14 protein-coding genes are annotated in these 20,939 nt (G+C 60.7%); 10 read left to right on the top strand and 4 right to left on the bottom strand.

Annotated features, from left to right (window positions below):
* Positions 1–324: 324 nt before the first annotated feature.
* A complete protein-coding gene (locus tag OW493_RS05740) occupies positions 325–1,290 on the top strand; it encodes a DNA-binding protein (protein ID WP_289863556.1) in 966 nt (321 codons plus the stop codon).
* A 143-nt stretch (positions 1,291–1,433) separates the two neighbouring features.
* On the opposite strand, the gene OW493_RS05735 is transcribed toward OW493_RS05740, so the two are convergent.
* From OW493_RS05735 to gorA, 4 genes are all read right to left on the bottom strand, one after another.
* Positions 1,434–2,834, bottom strand: a complete 1,401-nt coding sequence (locus OW493_RS05735) for a PhoH family protein (RefSeq protein WP_077376418.1) — start codon at positions 2,832–2,834, stop codon at positions 1,434–1,436.
* A 421-nt stretch (positions 2,835–3,255) separates the two neighbouring features.
* Positions 3,256–5,838, bottom strand: coding sequence for a TRAP transporter permease (locus tag OW493_RS05730; protein ID WP_127735429.1), 2,583 nt, complete (start codon positions 5,836–5,838; stop codon positions 3,256–3,258).
* Positions 5,839–6,300: 462 nt separating this feature from the next.
* A complete protein-coding gene (locus OW493_RS05725; RefSeq protein WP_103751429.1) occupies positions 6,301–7,290 on the bottom strand; it encodes a TAXI family TRAP transporter solute-binding subunit in 990 nt (329 codons plus the stop codon).
* Between the two features lie 400 nt (positions 7,291–7,690).
* Positions 7,691–9,079 carry a glutathione-disulfide reductase gene (gene gorA, locus OW493_RS05720; protein ID WP_254696484.1) on the bottom strand — a complete coding sequence of 463 codons (1,389 nt, stop codon included), beginning with the start codon at positions 9,077–9,079 and terminating at the stop codon, positions 7,691–7,693.
* 278 nt (positions 9,080–9,357) lie between these two features.
* On the opposite strand from gorA, the gene can reads away from it, so the two are divergent.
* The 9 genes from can to OW493_RS05675 all read left to right on the top strand — a co-directional run bounded on the left by can (position 9,358) and on the right by OW493_RS05675 (position 20,782).
* Positions 9,358–10,014 carry a carbonate dehydratase gene (gene can, locus OW493_RS05715; protein ID WP_084208684.1) on the top strand — a complete coding sequence of 219 codons (657 nt, stop codon included), beginning with the start codon at positions 9,358–9,360 and terminating at the stop codon, positions 10,012–10,014.
* Positions 10,015–10,748: 734 nt separating this feature from the next.
* Positions 10,749–12,344 carry an ABC transporter substrate-binding protein gene (locus OW493_RS05710; protein WP_084208685.1) on the top strand — a complete coding sequence of 532 codons (1,596 nt, stop codon included), beginning with the start codon at positions 10,749–10,751 and terminating at the stop codon, positions 12,342–12,344.
* Between the two features lie 328 nt (positions 12,345–12,672).
* A complete protein-coding gene (locus OW493_RS05705; RefSeq protein WP_289863555.1) occupies positions 12,673–13,719 on the top strand; it encodes an ABC transporter permease in 1,047 nt (348 codons plus the stop codon).
* Complete coding sequence (locus OW493_RS05700; protein ID WP_077376435.1) at positions 13,716–14,696, top strand: ABC transporter permease; 981 nt, start codon at positions 13,716–13,718, stop codon at positions 14,694–14,696. Before OW493_RS05705 ends, OW493_RS05700 begins: the two co-directional genes overlap by 4 nt.
* A 20-nt stretch (positions 14,697–14,716) precedes the next feature.
* A complete protein-coding gene (locus tag OW493_RS05695) occupies positions 14,717–15,748 on the top strand; it encodes an ABC transporter ATP-binding protein (RefSeq protein ID WP_289863554.1) in 1,032 nt (343 codons plus the stop codon).
* Positions 15,745–16,812, top strand: a complete 1,068-nt coding sequence (locus OW493_RS05690; protein ID WP_077376441.1) for an oligopeptide/dipeptide ABC transporter ATP-binding protein — start codon at positions 15,745–15,747, stop codon at positions 16,810–16,812. Before OW493_RS05695 ends, OW493_RS05690 begins: the two co-directional genes overlap by 4 nt.
* Before the next feature lie 378 nt (positions 16,813–17,190).
* Positions 17,191–18,117 carry a LysR family transcriptional regulator gene (locus OW493_RS05685; RefSeq protein WP_077376443.1) on the top strand — a complete coding sequence of 309 codons (927 nt, stop codon included), beginning with the start codon at positions 17,191–17,193 and terminating at the stop codon, positions 18,115–18,117.
* Between the two features lie 53 nt (positions 18,118–18,170).
* Positions 18,171–19,535, top strand: coding sequence for a Xaa-Pro dipeptidase (pepQ, locus tag OW493_RS05680; RefSeq protein ID WP_289863553.1), 1,365 nt, complete (start codon positions 18,171–18,173; stop codon positions 19,533–19,535).
* Positions 19,536–19,723: 188 nt separating this feature from the next.
* Positions 19,724–20,782: a hydrolase gene (locus OW493_RS05675; protein ID WP_289863552.1), complete on the top strand. Its 1,059-nt coding sequence runs from the start codon at positions 19,724–19,726 to the stop codon at positions 20,780–20,782.
* Positions 20,783–20,939: the final 157 nt, after the last annotated feature.

The raw sequence follows: 20,939 nt of genomic DNA, 5'->3' as shown, positions 1-20,939 counted from the left end.
TCGACTCCTGTCGCGTTGCCTGGGGGCTGATTGTGACGTTACGGCCATGATAATTCAAGATAAGGCGCGTAATCATGAATTATGACCATCAAGGGTAACGTAAATTACGTATTACGTAATATGTAATTATCTTTATCCCAAGCAGACGAGCCGCTACAATGACGCTAAGCGGCCAGAAGCCTGTCTAAAGGGGAGCCCGCGAGAGCACAGGGAAGATTTCTTGTGCATATCACGCAGAATCCTGACCAATGGAGTGGTAGTGAACGTCACTTCGTGGCGTAATGGCCGCTGAGCATCAACTTCAGAATACGGACGGAGATTCCCATGGCGCGCATTGGCGTCCAGTACGAGGATGTACAACGAGCGATAGAATCCTTGATGGCACGTGGTGAAGCGCCCAGCGTGCAGAAGATTCGGGAAGTGCTGGGGACCGGCAGCTTCACCACCATCAGCGATCATCTGCGCGAATGGCGCCAACGTCGCGCCGAGAAACGTGATGAGCCTCTGACCCAGGCGATGCCGGATAGTCTGACGGAGACACTGGCCACGGTATGGAGTGAAGCCCAGTCTCTGGCCAACGAGAGCCTGGCGCACTATCGGCAGGAAGCTGACCGCCAGGCCGAGGCAGCCCGTGAGGCCGAGGCACAGTCACAGCGGCGCGCAGAGGATGCGGAGCAGCGGCTCAGTGCACTCACGGAGCAACTGGCGGGAGTACAGGCGCGTCTCGAGGAGCGCGTGCAGACACTGGCGACCTTGACCAGTGAGCGCAAACAATGGCAGCAATTGCAGGAGAAGCTCGAGAAGCGCCTGACGCTTGCCCAGGAAGATGTCACCGCACTCGAGCGGACACGCGAGCATGACCATGAGCGCCATCAGCAGCTGGTGCAGCAACAGGAAAGCGAATTCAAGGAGCGCCTGGCGCAGGAAGAGTCTCGTCACGAGGCCAGTGAGACGCGCCTGATGAAGCTGCTCGATGATGCGCGCCTGGAGAAGCAGGAGCTGGACAAGCAGCATCGCCGCCGCCACGAGCAGCTCGAGAAGCGCGTGGAACGCCTGGATGCCCAGACGGCGGAGCAGCGGAAGTTGCTTCAGGAAGAGGAACGTCGTCGCTTCGAGGAAACCACGCTACGACAGCAGCGCGATGTGGAGCTCAAGGATCTGCGCTCTCAGCTGGAGCAGTCCATGGCGGAACAATCTCGTCTGGAGGCACAGCTGAGCCAGATCACGCATGAAAACAAGTTGCTCAAGGAGCGCCTGGCCTTCGCGCCGCTTCCTCCCTTTGTGTGTTGATGTTCCTGCAACGTCTGCTGAGGTTGCTGCAACACTCACACCAATAAAAGACGCCACCCTCAGGGGTGGCGTTTCGCTTGGAGGATGGCGCGTTCCCGCACCTCAGGATTCACGTCATACCATGCTCACCGCTGTCGAGAAATCTACAGCAGTTCTTCCGCCACCAGTGCCAGACGCGAACGCTCGACACACTTGAGCGTGACGTGACCGGCATGCGGCCAATTGGCGAAGCGTTGCACTGCCACCGCGAGACCACAGGTATTGGCCGTCAGATAGGGTGTATCGATCTGCCCGACATTGCCCAGCAGCACGACCTTGGTGTTGGCACCAGCCCGGGTCAACAGCCCTTTCAATTGTTTCGGTGTCAGGTTCTGGGCCTCATCGATGATCAGGAAGGTGTCGCTGAGGGTTCGCCCCCGCATGAAGGACGGCGAGCGAATCTGGACACGGTTGCCAATCCAGGCACGGGTGGCCTCCTCGTTCCACGCGCTGGTGCCTTCGCCTTCCTTGCGCAGCAGGTTGTCCATGTTGTCGTGGAAGGCGCCCATCCACGGCGACATCTTCTCTTCCTCGGTCCCGGGGAGAAAGCCGATCTCTTCCCCCATGGCGATCGGCGCACGCGTGAAGATGATACGTTCGAAGCGTTTCTTCTCCAGAGTCTGCTCAAATGCCGCCGCCAGGGTCATGTAGGTCTTGCCTGTCCCGGCACTCCCGGCAATCGAGACCATGTCGACGCTCTCATCCATCAACAGATTGAGCGCGAAATTCTGGCGACTGTCATGGGCATTGACGCCCCAGGCGCTCCGCTCGTTGCGGAAATCCTGCAATACCTCAAGGCAGGCGTGATCATTGTCCAGCTCGCGCACGATGGCCTCGAAGCTGGCACCACGATCACAATCCGCGATCAACATTCCCGGATACCAGTCCTTGGGCATCTGGCCGGCGAGGGTGTAGAAGGTGCGATGATTCTCTCGACTGACGGTGACATCCACCTGCAGGTCATCCCATACGCCCTGACCGTCAGGCCCAGCCTCGTGATAGAGCTTCACGCCCTCGATCATGGCATCGCTGTCACTGAAGGCGCGATCCGTCAGATAGTCCTCGACGGCCATGCCCAGTGCCGCTGCCTTGATGCGCAGATTGATGTCCTTGGTCACCAGGATGACGGATGCATCCTGACTGCGCGCCGCGAGACTGCGTGTCTCGGCAAGAATGCGGTTGTCGGCGCTTGCCTCGCTCTGATCGATGCTACCGGAGAGAAAATGAAGATTGCCGGCGCCATTCAACGAGCCCGGCAGTGGAATACCTCGCAGAATCTCCTGTGGTGTGATGTCGGCGGTGAGATCAGACAGAGTGCGGCTGATCTGGCGAGCAGTGTGGGCAATTTCCTTGTGGCCATTCTTGTGCTTGTCCAGCTCCTCCAGCACCGTCATCGGAATGACGACATCGTGCTCGTCAAACTGGAAGATGGCGGAGGGGTCGTGTATCAGCACGTTGGTATCGAGGACGTACAGACGACGGGACTGCTTCTCGACTCTTACCATTGGCGACATGCCTTCCGTTGGGGTGTGCCCTTTGAAGCTATCACGCTGAATATGTCGAGGATGTTTCAATTTGGCGCTCGATTTCACGCACAGGGTGCTGACAGGTCACGCAACGCAGGCGCATAATCTGTCCCCGGCTCTGCTGGCCGCACTCTATCTGCTGTCCGTCACGGGCCATGTTGCCGGCCTTCCTGCCGAGCATCTCGTGCAGCCATGAGCACTCAGCCACTGGGCTCTCTCCACTCTTCATGTGCCAGATTTCATTTGCCAGACATCCCCTGCCGCAGATCGTCAGACAACCGCGTCGCCAGGAGCGCTGCGGAAGGACAGATGAAAAAAACCGCCCCTGACGATGTCAGGGGCGGTTTTTCATTGGCGGGTGCACAATGTCACGGGTCTCGATCGTTCAGACCCCGAAACATCAGGCAGTGACACTTTCGCGACGGCGACGGCGCACCTGCAACCAGCCGATCAACCACAACAGCACGATGGCTGGCAGCATCGCGATTTCCTTCGGTGGACGTTCAGCGGTCTGCTGGATGCCATCGATGGTGAAATCGAAATCGATACCGGCCTGCTGTGCCACGCTACCGTATTCCACCATGCTGACCAGCACCTGCTTGTCGCTGATATCCAGCGTCAGACCGACATCGCTCAGGCGCGCTTCGCCACTGTCGGCATCCGACACCGGCAGCAGCACGGTCTTGGAGACCTCATCGCCATCCAGATTGATGCCTGACACATGAATCGGCAGCTTGCTGTCGACCGGTGCCTCCTCCATCAGGGTCTCGATCTGCTGCGGAGCCGCCATGATGACTGGCGGATAGACCATGTCCCACCAATAGCCCGGACGGAACAACGTGAAGGTGATCAGCAGAAGGCCGATGGTCTCGTACCAGCGGGTACGCGTCAGCCAATAACCTTGCGTGGCCGCCGCGAAGACCAGCATCGCCGCGACCGCCGAGGCGATGGTGATCGCCAGATGCCAGTAGCTATCGATGTTCATCAGCAACAGGTTGGTGTTGAAGATGAACATGAAGGGCAGGATCGCGGTGCGGATGTCATAGGTGAAGCCCTGGATACCGGTCTTGATCGGGTCTGACTTGGCGATGGCCGCCGCTGCGAAGGCGGCCAGACCCACCGGTGGCGTGTCATCTGCCAGTATCCCGAAGTAGAACACGAACAGGTGCACGGCGATCAGCGGCACGATCAGGCCGTTCTCGGCGCCCAGATTGACGATGACCGGCGCCATCAGCGTGGAGACCACGATGTAGTTGGCCGTGGTGGGAAGCCCCATGCCCAGAATCAGACTGATCACGGCAGTGAAGATCAGGATCAGCATCAGGTTGCCTGCCGAGATGAACTCGACGAATGCCGTCATCTTGAGCCCGAGCCCGGTCAGGGTCACGGTACCGACCACGATACCGGCCGCCGCCGTGGCGACACCGATCCCGATCATGTTCTTGGCACCGATGACCAGACCATGGAACAGGTCCTCACCGCCACGCTGGGTTGCCCCCCCCAGATTGCCTTCCTTGCGGAAGATCGCGACCAATGGGCGTTGGGTCACGGTGATGAAGATCATGAACAGCACCGCCCAGAAGGCGGAAAGCCCCGGCGACATGCGCTCGACGGTCAGACACCACACCAGCACCACGACCGGCAGCAGGAAATAGAGACCGACCTTGACCGTCGGGCCCACCGGCGGCAATTCATCGATGTCCCCTTCCTCCAGCGGAGGGAAGCAGGCGGAATAGGCGATCAGGCCGACATAGGACGCCAGTAGCAGCGGCAGCACGATATAGACCGCACCATCACCCGCCAGACCCTTGATCCAGCCGATACCGTAATAGACCACCAGCGTGAGCACGCCCATGCCGATGAAGACGGTCAGGAAGGTCAGCATCGAAGCCATCAGGCTGGTCTTGTGCGTCCGCTTGAGGCCTTCCATGCCGGCCTTGCACGCTTCCAGGTGCACGATGTAGATCAGCGCGATATAGGAGATCAGTGCAGGCAACAAGGCATGCTTGATGACATCCAGATAGGGGATGCCGACATATTCCACCATCAGGAAGGCGGCAGCGCCCATGATCGGAGGTGTCAGCTGGCCGTTGGTGGAGGCTGCCACCTCGACGGCGCCTGCCTTGGTGCCAGGGAAGCCGACCTTCTTCATCAACGGGATGGTGAAGGTCCCGGTGGTCACGACGTTGGCGATGGAAGAGCCGGAAATGATCCCCGACAGGCCAGACGCCACCACGGCAGCCTTGGCCGGTCCGCCGCGCATGTGACCGAGCATCGAGAAGGCCATGCGGATGAAGTAGTTGCCGGCACCGGCGCGTTCAAGCAAGGCACCGAACAGCACGAACAGGAAGACGAAGTCGGTGGAGACACCCAGCGCGACACCGAAGACCCCTTCCGTGGTCAGCCACTGATGCCCCAGAAGCTTGTTGAGACTGGCCCCGGCATGCGCGATGACATCGGGCATGTAGGCGCCAAATAGACTGTAGAGCAGGAAGACGGTGGCGACGACCGCAAGCGGCGGCCCGAGCGCGCGACGGGTCGCTTCCAGCAGCAACAGGAGGCCGATGCCCGAGAACACGAGGTCCGTCGTGGTATAGGCACCCGCTCGTCGCGCCAGTTCGTCACTGAAGATGAGCACGTAGGCCACGCCCGCCACGGCGAATATCGCCAACGCCCAGTCATACAGAGGAATACGATTGGCGGGCGCGCCCTTGTAAGCGGGATAGGCCACGAACGCCAGCGAGATGGCGAAGCAGAGATGGACGGCTCGCGCGGTGTCGGAGTTCAGCAGCGACAAGGGCGAGGCGTGATAGAGCTGGAAAAGAGACCAGGCAAGCGGGATCAGCCACATGAAATGGCGCCCCACGAAGCCTTCCGGATGACGCCCGCCGACCTCCGATTCGAGCATCTTCTGCACTTCTGCATCATGATCCGTCTCGGCGCCAGGCGCAGAGGACGGCGGTGAAGATTGAGTTTTGGTCATTTTTTATGATCCGATCAACGCGAGTCAGGCGATGGTTGGCAGGCATCATCAGGAAACGGCATCTACGTCTACCCGCCATGTTCCCGACCCAGGATGACGCTGCACAGCCACATGCTTATCAAGCAGGTTACATCTTCAGTATGTCCGGCCTGACGGATGTTTCCATTAATTGGCTGAATCAGGACGATATTTCCTGACTCAGCGCCGAGCGACGCTCGGGGTACCACCTTTCCCACCTGCTCACCGCTGAGACCGACGGGGATGAGTCATGCGCCTTGCTGCATCACCAGACCCGCCGGCGGCAGCCATCCATTGGCCATGCAGGAGCTGCGACTCATGAGGACGACGAGTCACGAAGGTGAGGTCTTTACAACGGTTCCTGCACAAGCACGGAGACCGCAACATGTGCGGTCTCCGTGGTGAAGCCTGGTCAGCCTGCGACAGGCAAGCGAGTCAACCGCATCACTCGCTCAGCAGGCCCGCTTCCTTGTAGTACTGCTTGGCGCCATCGTGCAGCGGAGCTGTCAGCGATGCACTGACCATCTCTTCCTTGTTCAGCACCTGGAAGGCCGGGTGCAGACGCTGGAACTGATCGAAGTTGTCGAACACGGCCTTGACCACCTCATAGGCGACACGATCTTCCACTTCGGTGCTGGACACGATGGTGGCGCGCACCCCGAAGGTGGTGACGTCGTCATCGTTGCCGCGATACATGCCGCCCGGGATGGTGGCGACCGAGAAGTACGGCTTCTCGTCGACCAGCTTGGTGACCGCGTCGCCGGTGACGTTGACCAGAGTCGCGTCACAGGTGGTAGTGGCTTCCTTGATGGAACCGGACGGGTGACCCACGACATAGACGTAGCCGTCGATCTTGTTGTCGCACAGCGCGGAGGACATCTCAGAAGCCTTGAGCTCGGATGCCACCGAGTAGACGCTGGTGTCCTTGTCCTGGGAAGACAGCAGGGTGTCGATGGTGGAGCGCTGACCGGAACCCGGGTTGCCGATGTTCATGCGCTTGCCTTCCAGCTGATCGAACTCGGTCACGCCACTGTCCTTGCGGGCAACGACGGTGAACGGTTCCGGGTGCAGGGAGAACAGGGAGCGCAGTTCCTTGTTGGGGCCGAAGTCCGCGAAGTCACCCTCGCCTTCATAGGCGTTGTAGTGGGCATCTGACTGAGCGACGCCCATGTCCAGCTCACCGGTACGAATGCTGTTCAGGTTGTAGCCTGAACCACCCGTGGACTCGACGCTGCAACGAATGCCGTGTTCCGCCTTGCCACGATTCACGAGGCGGCAGATGGCACCACCGGCCGGATAGTAGACGCCGGTGACACCGCCGGTGCCGATGGTCACGAAGGTCTGCTCCGCGGCGCTGGCGCCACCGGAGATCCCCATCAGGCCAAGACCTGCGGTCGCGACCGCCGCTGTCAACGACTTCTTGATCATGGTCATCTTGAAACTCCCTTTGCTGGCTTGTTATTGGTGTTGCCGTCTTGCATCCCGGCTGAATACTGCGAAGGTGACAACCTGATCACCGCATTGCATGACAAGGTTGATATTTCAGCAACTTGTGGATGCTCGACGCTGAGATGAGATTAGCATAGCTGATGTCTCTGGTACGTAACGGAAAAGCTTTATGCTACGAAAGGTGTATGCGCTGGCAAGATCATGTGGTGACCTGAACTGGCAGACAAGAAATTCACTGGTCAAGCGCCCTTCGCGCATAAAAAAACGCCCCGCGGTGATGCCGCGAGGCGTTTTTTCAAGCTGGCGATCGCTGACGAGTGTCAACGAATGGTAACGCTGCCCATGGAATAGCCCAGAGCTTCCTCACCGTAGCCTGCATGGGGCGTCAAGTGCGGGTCACGCTGCGCATGGTCACGAATTCTTCGGCAGCGGTCGGGTGGATACCGACCGTCAGGTCGAAGTCGGTCTTGGTCAAGCCAGCACGTACGGCAATGCCGATGCCCTGCATGATCTCGCCTGCCTCATCCCCCACCATGTGGACGCCGACGACCTTGTCGGTTGCATCATCGACGATCAGCTTCATCAGACTACGCTCGTCACTGCCGGACAGCGTGTGCTTCATCGGGCGGAAATCGGCGGTGTAGACACGGATGCTGTCGAACTTCTCGCGCGCCGCTTCCTCGCTGAGGCCGACGGTGCCGATGTTGGGGTGACAGAACACCGCCGTCGCGATGGTGTCGTAATCCAGGCCACCGACCACGCCATCCCCGAAGTGTGCGCGAACCAGATGCATGGCCTCTTCCAGCGCAACCGGCGTGAGTTCCGGCCCGCCGGTGATGTCACCGAGTGCCAGGATGGAAGGCGTGGTGGTCTCGAAGCGCTCATTGACGCGCACGGTACCGTCGGCATTCAGCTCGACATCGACATTCTCGAGCCCGAGACCATCGATGTTCGGCTTGCGACCGGTCGCGGCGAGAATGCAGTCGACTTCCAGCACCTGGCCATCGCTGAGGCTGACCTGATAGACATCGCCCTGCTTGTCGATGGACTGCACGGTGGTGTTGAAGTGCAGGTTGACGCCCTTCTTGGCCATCTCGTCACGCGTGAAGGCACGCACTTCATCGTCAAAGCCCCGCAGGAACAGCTCGCCGCGATAGCTCAGATGCGCCTCGGCTCCCAGGCCATTGAAGATGCTGGCGAACTCGACGGCGATGTAGCCGCCGCCAATGACGAAGAAGCGCTTGGGGAACTGCTCAAGATCGAAGATGCGGTTGGAGTCCAGCGCATGCTCACGGCCCGGGAAGTCCGGCAGGAAAGGCCAGCCACCGGTGGCCACCAGAATCTTCGCGGCGGTATAGCGCTTGCCGTTGACTTCGACGGTGTTGGCATCGGCGATCGTGGCACGGCCGTCGATCAGCGTGGTGCCGGAGTTGTTGAGCATGTTGCGGTAGATGCCGTTCAGGCGCGTGATCTCGGCGGTCTTGCGATCTCGCAGAGTGGCCCAGTCAAACCGGGGAGCCTCGCCGATGTTCCAACCGAAACCTGCGCTGTCCTTGAAGGAATCATGGTAGTGAGCCGCATAGGAGTAGAGCTTCTTCGGCACGCAACCCACGTTGACGCAGGTGCCGCCGAGATAGCGATCTTCCGCGACGGCAACGCGTGCACCGGTGGCTGCGGCAGTACGCGCTGCACGCACACCGCCGGAACCGGCGCCAATGACGAACAGGTCGAAGTCAAACTGGCCTGTCACAGGCTGTTGGGTCTGATCGGACACGGGAATCTCCTTGGTAAATTGGCCACATGGTATCAGGAGTCATGCCCCTCGGCAGCCCCATGACGTGGGCCGCGGTCATCCGCCATCGTGACTGCTGGTTGACCCTGCAGGTCATCGCGCGGTAAAAATACCAATGATGTTAGACAAAAGTTACAACATGCGCCGCTCACGATGGCCTGCGATGTTGACGTATTGCATTGCAGAGGGCCTGGCGGCGGCAAGCATGTCTGTACAACATCTTCCCCTGCCCCGTCATCCTGATAAATGGTCCCCTCGCCATGAGCAATATTGAAAAGCTGTTGGAGCAGAACAAGGTCTGGGCCGAGTCCATGACCGAGCGCGATCCTGACTTCTTCAAGCGACTCTCCGACCAGCAGAATCCGGACTATCTGTGGATCGGCTGTTCCGACTCACGCGTCCCCGCCAACCAGATCATCGATCTCCCGCCGGGTGAAGTCTTCGTTCACCGCAACGTCGCCAACCTGATTCACTACAACGACATGAATGCGTTGTCAGTGATCCAGTACGCCGTGGATGTCCTCAAGGTCGAGCACATCATGATCGTCGGCCATTACGGTTGTGGTGGTGTACGCGCTGCCATCACCGGCGGGGACAACGGCATGGTGGACTACTGGCTGCACAGTCTGCGCGAGCTCTACAACCTTCATCACGCCGAGCTCAAGGACTTGCCGCTGGACGAACAGGTCGACCGCATGTGTGAGCTGAATGCGCGCTCTCAGGTACAGAACCTGGCGCGTACCAAGATTCTCCAGCGTGCCTGGGAGCGCGGTCAGAATCTGCAGATCCACGGTTGGGTCTATGGCCTCTCGGATGGTCGCGTCAACAACCTGGAGTGCACCATCAGCGGTCTCTCCCAGGTGCCGAACCTCTATCGGGTTGACCGCCTGACGCCTGTCGCCGGCAGCAATGAGTAATTGAAATGAGTAAGTGAGCAGGCGCACCCTGCTCTGCCTCCACGCCTGAGGCTTCTCGGCTCGCCAGCGGTGCGCCACCACACGCCTTCCTTTCGGGAGGCGTGTCACGTTGCAGCGTTGATTTCGGGTGTATGACGCCCGCGAAATTGCGCACAATGACTAGACCTTAGTCGCGAATCAAGCCTCGCACCAGAACGGTGCATCTCATCGTTTCCTTCCAGGCAATCTCGGATTCCTCGTCCGGGAACACCGCCTCGTCAAGAATTTCCCCGCCGTCATCTCCGCAAGACAGGCTCCGTCGTCTGCCCGACTCGCGAGAGGACACGATGGCGTGGCTCTCTTGCCACCTTTCGATGAGCCAGGATGCATATCGCCATCAAGCCATTGAATTGAATAAGAATATCCCTTCAACCGCCTTTGTCGGGATGCCATCATCAGTCACGCTCTCCCCACGTGACACAGGCAAGAGACTTAACCAACCGTCCTGAACGACACTTGCCATCGTCCAACGAACGCCATGCAAGACGCCCTTGCCTCGTGATGCACCAGCAACGTGTGTGTTGCGCTTTTGTCGACACCGCTATTCACGGCCTGAATCTGGCTAGTCAACATTTCGATTGTCTCTGTGCGGCGTGTCTCACTACTGTGAAAGCGCATCCTTGCGTGTCGCCCTGAGGGAGACAATGCGAAGAGAGCCACAAGAACAACCAAACATCACAAGTAAAGGGAAGCTCATGACCCGTCAGAATGCCTTCCAGTCCCTCTTCCAAAAGAAGACCCTGTGCGCGCTGATCGGCAGCGCGACATTGGCCATGGCGACACCAGCCCTGGCCGAAGATGTCACCTTGCGCATGGCCTACGACGCAGATCCGGTCACGCTCGATATCCACGAGCAACTCTCCGGCGGCACTCTGCAGCTGTCGCACATGGTCTATGACCCGCTGATTCGCTGGAACAAGGACCTGGGCTTCGATGGCCGTCTGGCCAAGAGCTGGGAGCGTGTCGATGACAACACCATGCGCTTCCATCTGCGCGAAGGCGTCAAGTTCCATTCCGGCAATGACTTCTCCGCCAAGGATGTGGTCTGGACCATCGAGCGCCTCAAGAAGAGTGCTGACTTCAAGGCCATCTTCGCACCGTTCACTGACGTCAAGGCAGTGGATGACTACACCGTGGATCTGGTGACCGACAAGCCCTTCCCGCTGGTGCTGAATGCCGCCACCTACATCTTCCCGATGGACAGCAAGTTCTATTCCGGCGAGACCGAAGACGGCAAGGCCAAGGATGAGATCGCCAAGGCCGCCAACACCTTCGCCTCACGCAACGAGTCCGGTACCGGCCCCTACAAGGTCACTGACCGTCAGCAGGGCGTGAAGATCAGCTTCGAACGCTTCGAGGATTACTGGGATACCGAATCCCCGGGCAATGTCGACGACATCGTGCTGACGCCGATCAAGGAAAACGCCACCCGTGTCGCGGCGCTGCTCTCCGGCGACATGGACTTCATCGCGCCGGTACCGCCGACCGATCTGGAACGCATCCGCAAGCAGGACGGCGTGCACCTGGTCGAAATGGGCGGCACCCGCATCATCACCTTCCAGATGAACCAGGAACGTGTCGAAGCCTTCAAGGACAAGCGTGTCCGTCAGGCGGTCAACTACGCCATCAATCAGGAAGGCATTGCCCAAAAGCTGATGAAGGGCTTCGCGACCCCCGCCGCCCAGATGTCGCCGGATGGCTATCAGGGCCACAATCCTGAGCTGACACCGCGCTATGACGTGGCCAAGGCCAAGGAGCTGATGAAGGAAGCCGGTTACGAGGATGGCTTCGAGATCAGCATGATGGCACCCAACAACCGCTATGTGAACGACGCCAAGATCGCTCAGGCCGTCGCCTCGATGCTGGCCAAGATCAACATCACGGTAGACCTCAAGACCCTGCCCAAGGCCCAGTACTGGCCGGAATATGATGCACGTGCGGCCGACATGATGATGATCGGCTGGCACTCGGATACCGAAGACAGCGCCAACTTCTTCGAATTCCTGACCTTCTGCCCGGATGCCGACAGCGGTGTCGGTCAGTACAATTCCGGCAACTACTGCAACCCGGACGTCGACAAGATGGTCACCGAGGCCAACCTGGAGACCGACACCGAGAAGCGCGCCAAGATGTTGCAGGCTGCCGAGAAAGCCGTCTACGACGATGCTGGCTTCGTGCCGCTGCACTGGCAGAACCTTGCCTGGGGCGCGCGTGATGGCGTCAACATCGAGCCGGTCCTCAACGTGATGAACTTCCCGTACCTGGGTGATCTGGTCATCGACCAGGACTGATCCCACGCCGTGAGTGAGTGAGCAACAGGCACTGAACCGTCTTGCATCGTCCAGTGCCATGTTCCTGGCCACGCACCCCTCGCGACAGGCAAGTCAGGCAACCGGAGATAGGCAACGTGAGCTCTCTGGTTGCCCTGCTTGGCTGAAGGCGACGACTTACCCCCGCTTGTTCCTTCCCCTTGGTCATCGCCTCTCGGTGATGGGTTGGGGAGCCTGTGCCCGATGACAGGCCAGCGACAGGCGGGACTCCTGACACCCAGCGCGATTGGCCAGCCAGACCAGGCCGCCGCGCGCGAGACCGTGATGTTCACGAGGAAGGTGGCGATCCATGATTGCCTTTCTGATCAAACGCCTGATGCACGCCGTACTGGTCATGTTCGTGATCAGCATCATCAGCTTCGCCATTCAGGACAACCTGGGCGACCCGCTGCGCGAGATGACCGGCCAGGCCGTGTCAGAAGCCCAGCGTGAAGTCATGCGCGATGAAATGGGGCTCAACGACCCCTTCATCACCCAATATCTGCGTTTTGCCGGCAATGCCCTGCAAGGGGATCTCGGCACCTCGTATTTCTACAAGCAGCCAGCGACCGAGGTGATACTCAAGCACCTGCCCGCCACGCTGGAACTGGTGATGGCCTCGAGCCTGATCATCATCCTGCTCTCTGCCCCCATCGGCGTGTTCGCGGCGATCCGCCCACGCAACTGGCTGTCACGCCTGTTCATGGGCACCTCGATCATCGGAATCTCGGTGCCGGTGTTCCTGACGGCCATCGTGTTGATCCAGCTGTTCGCCATCGGCGTCACGGTGGACTGGTTCCCCGGTGATACCCTCTGGGGCAGTGTGCTGAACGGCATGCTCTCCACCGATGGCGGCATGCCCTCCTACGGGCGGGGTGAGCTGGTCCATGTGGCAGGCCCCTGGTCCAGCGGCTTCTTCACCGCCGATGGCCTCTGGCATCTGGTACTGCCGGCCATCTCGCTGGCCTCGATCATGCTGCCGCTGTTCATCCGCCTGATTCGCGCCGAGATGATGGAGGTCCTGCAGTCGGACTACATCAAGTTCGCGCGTGCCAAGGGGATCGGCCTCAAGCGCATCTACTTCCTGCATGCACTGAAGAACACCATGCTGCCGGTGATCACCGTCGGCGGCGTGCAGATCGGCACCATGGTGGCCTACACCATCCTGACCGAGACCGTCTTCCAGTGGCCGGGCATGGGCCTGATGTTCCTCGAGGCCATCACCCGCTCCGACATTCCGCTGATCGTGGCCTACCTGATGATGGTCGGCGTGATCTTCGTGATCACCAATACGCTCGTCGACCTGATCTACGGTCTGGTCAACCCCACCGTCAAGCTTGCGGGGAAATCGGCATGAGCCATTCCACTTCCGAGACCCATACGCCCGTCACTCCGAAGACCAGCTCCATCGCGGTCCCCGGACGCTGGCAGCGCTTCCGTGAGTCCTATCTGGTCTACAGCTTCAAGCGTGACTGGATGGCCCAGGCCTGCCTGCTGGTCTTCATCGCCATGGTGCTCGGGGCCTTTCTCGCCCCGTGGATCGCCCCGGCGGACCCCTATGACCTGGCCACCATCGACATCATGAACTCGGAGCTTCCGCCGGCGTGGATGGCGGGTGGTGATCCGGCCTTCCTGCTGGGCACCGATGCCCAGGGGCGGGATCTGCTCTCCACCATTCTGTACGGCACGCGCGTGTCGCTGCTGATCGGCTTCGGTGCCGTGATTCTGCAGGCGTTGCTCGGCGTGACCTTCGGGCTGCTGGCGGGCTATCTGGGGGGACGTGTCGATGCCTTCCTGATGCGCATGGCGGATATCCAGCTGTCGTTCTCGACCCTGATGGTGGCCATCGTGGTGGGTGCCATCATCAAGGCGACCTTCGGTGGCGCCGCCTTCTCGGACTATGCGCTGATCCTGCTGATCCTGATCATCGGGCTGGCGGAATGGCCCCAGTATGCGCGCACCGTCAGGGCATCCGTGCTGGCGGAGAAGAGCAAGGAATATGTCGATGCCGCACGGGTGATGGGCTTCCGCTCCCGCCGCATCATGTTCCGCCACATTCTTCCCAATACCCTGTCGCCGATCTTCGTCATCTCCACCGTGCAGATCGCCAACGCGATCATCTCGGAGGCGGCGCTGTCCTTCCTCGGGCTCGGCATGCCGGAAACCCAGCCGTCACTGGGCTCATTGATCAAATCCGGCTTCGACTATCTGCAGTCAGGCAGCTGGTGGATCACGCTGATTCCCGGTGGCGTGCTGATTCTGCTGGTACTGGTGATCAATCTGCTGGGCGACTGGCTGCGTGACGTGATGAACCCCCGCCTCTACAAGGGCTGAAGCCGCGAGGAATCAAGACAATGGCATTACTTGAAGTCAACCACCTCGATGTCCGCTTCGCCATGCGAGGCGGCGAGGTCCGCGCCCTGCGCGACGTCAGTTTCACGCTGGAACGCGGCGAACGCCTGGGCATCGTGGGCGAGTCGGGGGCCGGCAAGTCGGTCGCCGCCTTCACCATCCTGAATCTGATCGCCAAGCCCGGCTACATCGCCGGCGGCGAGATCAAATTCGATGGCGAAGTGCTCAACACCATGAAGCCCAAGGCGATGCAATCGATTCGCGGCAATCGCATCTCGATGATCTTCCAGGACCCGATGATGACGCTGAATCCGGTGCTGACCATCGGCGAGCAGATGATCGAGTGCTTGAAGGCGCACCGTCGCATCTCCAGCAAGGATGCGCGCGCCATCGCCCTGCACAAGCTCAATCAGGTCTTCATTCCCTCACCGGAAAAGCGTCTTGATCAGTACCCGCACGAGCTGTCCGGTGGCATGCGTCAGCGCATCATCATCGCCATCGCGTTGCTGCTGGACCCGGACATCATCGTCGCCGATGAGCCGACCACCGCACTGGATGTGACCATCCAGGCCGAGATCATGGAGCTGCTGCTGCTGCTGTGCGAGAAGCACAATGTCGGGCTGATCCTGATCACCCACGACCTGGGTGTCGTCAGCCAGGTGACCCAGCGCACCCTGGTGATGTATGCCGGCCGCGTGATCGAGCAGGGCCCGACCCGCGAGATCATCAATGATGCCCAGCACCCCTATACCCAGGGGCTGATCAACGCCCTGCCCCAGATGGCCACGCCCGGCAGCCGCCTGAATCAGATTCGCGGCTCGATGCCCACGCTGACCAAGATTCCGGCTGGCTGCGCCTTCAATCCGCGCTGTGATTTCGCGGCGGATATCTGTCATGAGCAGGTGCCCGCCTTCGTGGCATCCGGCAATTGCAAGGTGGCCTGTCACATGGTGCAGGCGATGGTGAAAGGAGAGTCGTGGACCCCGATCGTCACCGATGCCTCCCAGGCTCCCCGAACGGAGGTGAACGCATGAGTCAGGCCATTCTCACACCAGAGGAGCGTCTCGCCAGCGGGACAAGTGCCGCGCTCGGCGACACCCTGGTCGAGATCCGCGATCTCGAGAAACGCTTCTCGCTGTCCGGTGACTTCCTCGAACAGCTGACCTTCGAGAAGGGACGCCTGCGGCGCAAGCAGGAGTACGTGCATGCCATCAATGGCGTCACTCTCGACGTCAAGCGGGGCGAGGCGTTGTGTGTCGTCGGCGAGTCCGGCTGTGGCAAGTCGACGGTCGCACGTACTGTGATGGGGCTGCTCAAGCCCAGTGGCGGGGAGATACGGTTCGACGGGACACGTATCGATGACATGGCACCCAGGGACCTGCTGCCCTATCGCCGTCGCATGCAGATGATCTTCCAGAACCCCTATGCGTCGCTCAATCCCCGCATGACCATCCAGCAGACGCTGGAGGAACCGCTGCGCTTCCACCAGCCGACACTGAAGGATGGCGAGATCCGCGACAAGATCGAGGAGGTGATGCGCTCGGTGGGGATCGACCCGGATTGGGGCAAGCGCTATGCCCACGAGTTTTCCGGTGGCCAGCGCCAGCGCATCTCGATTGCCCGCGCACTGGCGGTGGATCCCGAGTTCATCGTCGCCGATGAGCCGATCTCGGCACTGGATGTCTCGATTCAGGCTCAGGTGCTCAATCTGATGATGGATGCGCAGGAACAGCGGGATCTGACCTACCTGTTCATCACCCACGATCTTGCCGTGGTAGAGCACTTCGGGACACGTGTCGCCGTAATGTACCTGGGGACCCTGTGTGAGCTGGCGGACACTCGCTCGCTGTTCGCTCGTCCCAGACACCCCTACACCCAGGCACTGATGTCGGCGATACCGCGCCTGCATGATGACAAGCCCAATCACATCCGCCTGGAGGGTGAGGTGCCGACCCCGGTGAATCTGCCATCGGGCTGCGTCTTCCATGGCCGCTGCCCGCATGCCAATGAACGCTGCCGTCGGGAGATCCCGCGCTTGATCGCCATCGAGGGTGGTCAGGTGGCCTGCCATGCCGTCGAGGAAGGCAGAATCGACTGAGCAGGACACCTGCCCAGATGCCACTACGTGGTGAATCGCCCCGTGCCTCAGGGCCCGGCCCTCGGGGCACGGATGGCGATTCCAAGGCAGCCGGCGCAAGCCGACTGCCTTGCCGTCTGATGACATGCCTGGCGTGGACTTTCGGGTCGACATCGACGGATCGACGATTGCATCCCACTCTCGGTCTAGGGCAACATCTCGCAGATCCGATATTGACCAAGGGGTCAATCCGCCCGGTAGCGAATCGTCACGATGAACGCTGCCGGGCATGGCGCCATTGACCTCCCCGCAAGATACCCTGGTGTGACACGTCCGCAGAGATGTGCGCCCGACCTCCTGACATGGCCTGTTGACAGGCCGACGAGGCACACCGAATCCATGGAAATACGCTGGCTCGAAGACTTCATCGTTCTGGCTCAGACCCGTCACTTTTCACGGGCAGCCGATGCACAGAATGTCTCTCAGCCCACCTTTTCTCGCCGTATCAAACTGCTGGAAGAGGAGATGGGCACCACATTGATCAATCGTCAGACCTTGCCACTGTCACTCACCCCTGCCGGGGATGAGTTTCTCCAGCTGTGCGAGCAGATTACCGAGCGGGTACGCATCACGCGTGAACGTCTGCAGGACATGGCCCAGCAGCAGGCCAGCAAGATCTCGCTCGGTGCGCCGCAATCGCTGGTATCACATTTCCTGCCCGAATGGCTGGATCAGCACCAGCTGCGGGAGCAGGTGTTTCCCTATCTGCGTGCGACGGGTTGGCTGGCGGCGGATTACTTTCATGGTCTGGATCGCGGCGAGTGTGATCTGGCCATGTGTTACTGGCCTCAGGCACGTGTGGACCTCGGCTTTGAGCTGGACAGTTATCAATACCTGGTAGTCGGTGAGGAGTGCTTCATTCCGCTATGCGCGCCCCAGGCGGATGGCAGCCCGCTTCACCCCCTGCCGGGCACGCGTCGCAATCCCTTGCCGTTCATCAGCCCTCACCCCCGCGCCGTCATCGCGACCTCATTGACGGCTCACCTGGCTCAGGTGCCCGTCCAGGCACACCTGGTGACCATGAACGAGAACATCCAGGCAGCCAACATCAAGGCACTGGTGCTGCAGGGCTACGGCATCGGCTGGTTGCCACAGCGTCTGGCGGCCGCGGAGATGGCCAGCGGGCAGCTGGTGCGCGCCGGAGATGAACGCTGGGATCTGCCACTGCATATTCGACTCTATCGCCCGCGAGAGCCACGTCACGCCAGCGTCAGTGAGCTATGGTCGCGGCTTGGCAAGCCACCGGAGTCCGGCGGACTGACCTGAAGGACTCGCCGGCGACAGCGCAGCTCTGAACCACATTGACATAAGGAAGACAGATGTTCGAACCTCGCCTGAATGACCCCGCACTGACCCATGCCGAGGCACATCGCGCGCATCTGGCGGCGCTGCAGGCGCGCTATGAGCTTGCCATGCAACAGCATGATCTGGACGCCATCGTGCTGCATAGCGGCAAGCCGAAACGGCATTTCGCCGATGACCAGGATGCCAGCTTCAAGTCCCATGCTCACTTCCTTCACTGGGTGCCGATGGCAGGCCTGAGCGATAGCTGGCTGCTGGTTCGTCCGGGTGAGCGTCCAACGCTCTATCTGTATGCCCCTGATGATTTCTGGCACCTGTCGCCCACGTTGCCGACACCTGACATCGCCCCCTGGGCTGCGTGCTTCGAGATCGTGCATCTACGCAAGCCGACACTGCCGAAGCGTCCCGAGGGCCGCGTGGCGCTGGTGGGTGAGATCGCCGAGCTTCAGCCGGAGGTGGTCAGCGAGCTTGGGGCGCTGCCCAATCCGCTCGGGCTTGTCCGTCAGCTGGACGAGGGGCGCGTCTGCAAGAGTGAATTCGAGATCGCCTGTCTGAGAGAGGCCAGCCTGCGCGCTGCCCGTGGCCACCTGGCTGCCCGGCGGACCTTCATGGAAGGCGGTGCGGAACTCGATATCCAGCTGGCATATCTCGGCGCGTCCCGCCAACGCGAATCCGGTGTGCCCTACGGCAATATCGTCGGCCTCAACGAACATGCCGCGGTACTGCATTACCAGCACTATGGCCTGCAGACGCCTGATTCCCGCCGCAGCCTGCTGGTGGATGCCGGTGCCAGCGTGCACGGCTATGCCTCCGATATCACCCGCAGCTGGGCGGGTGATGACGCGCTGCCCCTTTACCGCTCACTGATAGTGGGCGTGGAAGCGCTCCAGAAGCGCCTGATCGCCAGACTGGCGCCCGGAGTCGATTACGTCGAGCTTCACCTGGAAATGCATCGTGAGCTGGGGGAGCTGCTGCGTGAACTGGGCGTGGTTTCCCTGCCTGCCGAGGAGCAGGTCGCACAAGGCATCACCGCCGCCTTCTGTCCGCATGGTCTCGGGCACCTGCTGGGACTTCAGGTGCATGATGTCGCGGGTCGAATTCCGGATCACACCAGCGGTGAGGTGCGTCACCCTCCGGAAGGTCACCCGATGCTGCGCCTGACCCGCGTACTCGAGACCGGCATGGCCATCACCATCGAGCCGGGGTGCTACATCATCCCCATGCTTCTCGAGCCACTGCGCAACGATGCACGGGGCGAGGCGATCAACTGGTCACTGGTAGACGCCCTGGCGCCTCATGGCGGTGTCAGAATCGAGGACAATCTGGTCATCACCGCCGATGGCGCCGAGAACCTGACGCGCAGCCCCGACACCGGATTGTGAGCAGCGCAGTGACCTGACCGACGACGGCGCATCATGCTGCAGTGCCACTAGCAGTGACCGATGGATAATGAAATGATGCAGCCAGTCCTGGTATCAGACGTAAAGAATCACTGAATGGAAGTCAGGAAATCCTGGCATGTGGCGCGCGATGCCCCTGCTCGGGATTTCCTGTCTCTGGAGTCAGCGTCATGCCTCATTCGATCTTCACCTCCGAGTTCCGGCCCGCTCTGGGGTTGCGCAATCGCCATGTCCAGACCTTGCTGCCCCGCCTGCTGCCTCGCGCCCCGCTGTCTCGCCGCACCGAGATACTCAATCTGCCGGACGGTGATTTCGTCGAACTCTCCTGGGTGACCAGTGATGGCAACAGCCGTCGCGAACGGGAAGTTGAACTGTCCGATGACGCCCCGCTGTTCGTGCTGTTCCATGGCCTGGAAGGCAATCTGGAGTCGCCCTACGCTCGGGATCTGCTCAATGCGGCAGCGCGTCTGGGGTGGCGGCCCGTGCTGATGCATTTCCGGGGGTGCGGGCAATCGCCCAACCGACTGCCGCGGGCCTACCACAGTGGTGACACGGCGGATGCCTACTGGGTTCTGGGGGAGATGGGCAGGCGTTACCCTCATGCCCTCAAGGTGGCCTGTGGCGTATCTCTCGGGGCCAACATGCTGCTCAAGCTGGTGGCGGAACAAGGCGGAGATGGGCTGGACCTCGCCGGGGCGATCGCGATCAGCGCACCACTGGATCTCGCGGCAAGCTCCGACGTGCTGAATCAGGGCAGCTCGCGACTCTATCAGCGACATCTGCTCAAGAGCATGAAAGCCAAGGTGGCCGCCAAGCTGGCCAACGGGCCGCTGCCCATTTCCATCGGTGCACACCAGCTGACGCAGTTGAACAGCTTCTGGGCCTATGACAACGAAGTCACGGCGCCCTTGCATGGGTTTTCCTCGGCCAGTGACTACTACTCCCGCGCCTCGGCCGGCCGGCTGTTGCGAGACATCGAGCTACCGACCCTGATATTGCAGTCGCTGGACGATCCCTTCATGCCTCGTGATCTGTTCTCGCGCTTCCCGCAGCCCTCTGAAGCGGTGCGGATCGAGTTGAGCGAACGCGGCGGGCATGTGGGCTTCATCGAGTGGCGGCGCGGTCGTCTGTCGTCCTGGCTGGCACGCAGAATCACGCGCCAGCTCACGGATTGGTCAGCATTGTCACAGTCCCGTCAGCGTCACAGTGTTCAGCAGGAAACGCTGTAACTGAAGTTGCCTACCGCCGCATTCGAGTACCTGCCGCGTGACTGACGTCCTGCATCGTGGGGCGAGCCCGCGGAGATCTCCGCGGGCCAGATTCACAGACGTCTTCCGGCCCGAATACGCTGATCTTTCTGTAAAGGGAATCAACATCAAGATAACG

Origin of the sequence: Cobetia sp. 14N.309.X.WAT.E.A4 (genome assembly GCF_030397495.1) — a bacterium.
Classification (GTDB): Bacteria; Pseudomonadota; Gammaproteobacteria; order Pseudomonadales; family Halomonadaceae; genus Cobetia; species Cobetia marina.
This window is presented reverse-complemented; position numbering and strand designations above follow the sequence as displayed.